Here is a 2358-nt window from a genome sequence, read left to right as displayed (position 1 = left end):
CAATTCCAGTTCAATGTCGTGCTAATGATTGTCCATCAACGTGCTAGTGATATCTTCGCTGGCTCGAAACTGCCCCATTGTGAGTTAGTGCCAATATGAGAGCTAGCCGCAGTAACTGTTTTTGCGATACTTAGCCTAATGGAAAGATGAAAAGTAAGACGCGCCCCATAGGTTGGTTCTGTGAATTAGGTATGTAGAATAGTGGAAAGTAAGAGGGTACAGTCGCATATTAGTTCACACCGAGAGACTGAGGTTATGCCACTACAATCTTTTGAAGACGCGATGAATGCTCGTGTGCCTGACAATCCAAAGCCATCTGTCCTACTGGCTAACGGCTTCTCACAAGCGTGGAATCATACAATTTTCAACTATAAGAACCTGCTTAGCGGAGCGAATTTTGGCGATCGTGATGCAGAGATAAGAGAAATTTTTACGAAATTCGACACATACGATTTCGAGCAAGTAATGCGTGCTCTAGAGGCTGCCGAAGCTGTCTGTGAAACTTATGGTATTGATGCCGAGAAAATTGATGAAATCGCCACAGACCAAGAACAACTAAAGAATTCATTAATTGATTCAATTTCTGATACCCATCCAGAAAGATCAAGCCATGTTTCAGTAGCACAATACGAACAAGCTAAACCATTCATCCTACTATTCAAAAACATCTTCACTCTCAACTACGACTTATTGCTTTACTGGATAGTCAATAAAACTGAGATCGCTCCAATGGGCTACCATACTGGAGATGGATTTACTTTTACTACATGGGAAAATGAATGACTGCTACAAAAAAATATCGAAACTCGACGGAACGCTATTCATCCATGGTCATTCAATGGCAGACAATGACAAACACATATTTGATCAAATTAATAAAAGTGAAATAGAAAAGGTATTCGTAAGCATCTTTGGAGATGAAAACTCAGAGGTAAACCGTGAAACCATAGCTAATGCTAGACGCTTTATTCATGCTGATGTTGAATTCTATGATGCATCAACAGCACCTATCTGGGCTTAATATACGCGTGCGGCCCTTGATTGAGGAGCCGTTTTGTTATCCATCGTTTGATGGTTTCGCCAAACCTAAAGTAATTTACTATTTACTAAAGTAGGTAAATTATTGGTATGCTTTTGTCCAGTTGGAGCTCGTAACTCGACGATGCCCCAAGATGCGTTAACGTAAATGCTCTAAGGGTGGCTTAGAGCAAGGAGCGGACATCGAACTAGTTAACCTTGCAGAGGAATACAACTGGGAGTTAACTTTTAAAGAGTGCTCGTGTAAATTGACCAGATAAAATTAAGATGACACTTTTTTATGGCAGTAGAGACTATCGATAGGGAAGCTGGAGACTCTGGCAAAGGTTTTAGATTACAGCTCATAAGAGCGATTAAGCTCATGCTGCAAACGATTCAGCAGGATAGAAGCACTGTATTTTTTACTGCGGTGGAAAATCTCGAAGATGTTTCCCATCAGACTATTGTAGATGGAGAAGTCAGTAATTACTTCGAAGAAGACAAGAATTATGACCTGAATGGAAATTTCACAATTTTTAGCCCTCCGGTTATAAATACGTTGGTCAGTTTTTATGACATCTATGTAGATCAATTTCGCACGAGTAACAGCGTTTATTTGGGCTTTTATACGACAAGGGATGTCGGTAAGGAAAGAAAATCTAAGCTCAATAGCGGTAAAGAAATAACTCTACCAGAAAAACCAATTTTAGAAATTCTTCAATCGTTGGATGAAGTTTCAGACGAAACTATTAATTTAGTAAAAGAAATTCTTGTTGAAGAGTACGCTTCCCAATATAAAGAAAAGTCTAAATCAGGAAACTTAGAAACGCTTCAGGGTCTAAATGTTGATAGGTTTAAAGAGTTTTTGAGGAAAATATCATGGGATTTTGGTCAGGAAGATGAGGATGCTCTCAAGCAGACAGTTTTAAAGGGTATTGAGAATTCACCACTTCACAACAATGCACATATAGGCAAAGAAAATATAATATTTTGCTTGTTAATGGATAAGCTGAGCGAAAGGCAAAATAGTAAAAACTTAGTCGATAAATTGGTTCATAGTTCAGATGTAAAACTAATTTTTAAAGAAGCAGAGTCTCAAATTCCAGATGAAAGCATAGATCCTACGTGGCGCTATATCGACGAGCTTGAAAAGGATGTGACCGACAAGCGAAATCTGAAAGAAAAAGTGCTCTCAGTAATAGAGGATATTTCAGATCGCCGAATTAGACAGTTAGCAAGAAAAGCAAGTAGCTCTAAGTATGAAGTGAATCGCCACTACTTCACTAGACGACTTTTAGCCTCATTAAAATATTGACGCTCATACTCTAACGGCGATAGCCC

The 2358-nt window shown here is 38.8% G+C and carries 3 protein-coding genes; all 3 read left to right on the top strand.

Features of this window, described 5'->3' with window-relative positions; all coding sequences use genetic code 11:
* Window positions 1-255 precede the first annotated feature (255 nt).
* Window positions 256-783, top strand: a complete 528-nt coding sequence (locus ABTQ23_RS21090) for a DUF4917 family protein (protein ID WP_408617736.1) — start codon at window positions 256-258, stop codon at window positions 781-783.
* A complete protein-coding gene (locus ABTQ23_RS21085) occupies window positions 749-1021 on the top strand; it encodes a DUF4917 family protein (RefSeq protein ID WP_408617735.1) in 273 nt (90 codons plus the stop codon). Before ABTQ23_RS21090 ends, ABTQ23_RS21085 begins: the two co-directional genes overlap by 35 nt.
* 297 nt (window positions 1022-1318) lie before the next feature.
* A complete protein-coding gene (locus tag ABTQ23_RS21080) occupies window positions 1319-2332 on the top strand; it encodes a hypothetical protein (RefSeq protein WP_408617734.1) in 1014 nt (337 codons plus the stop codon).
* Window positions 2333-2358 lie beyond the last annotated feature (26 nt).

The sequence above is a fragment of the Celerinatantimonas sediminis genome (assembly GCF_046054195.1).
Lineage (GTDB): Bacteria > Pseudomonadota > Gammaproteobacteria > Enterobacterales > Celerinatantimonadaceae > Celerinatantimonas.
The sequence above is the reverse complement of the archived record's forward strand: the minus strand, read 5'-3'. Positions and strand labels throughout refer to the sequence as shown.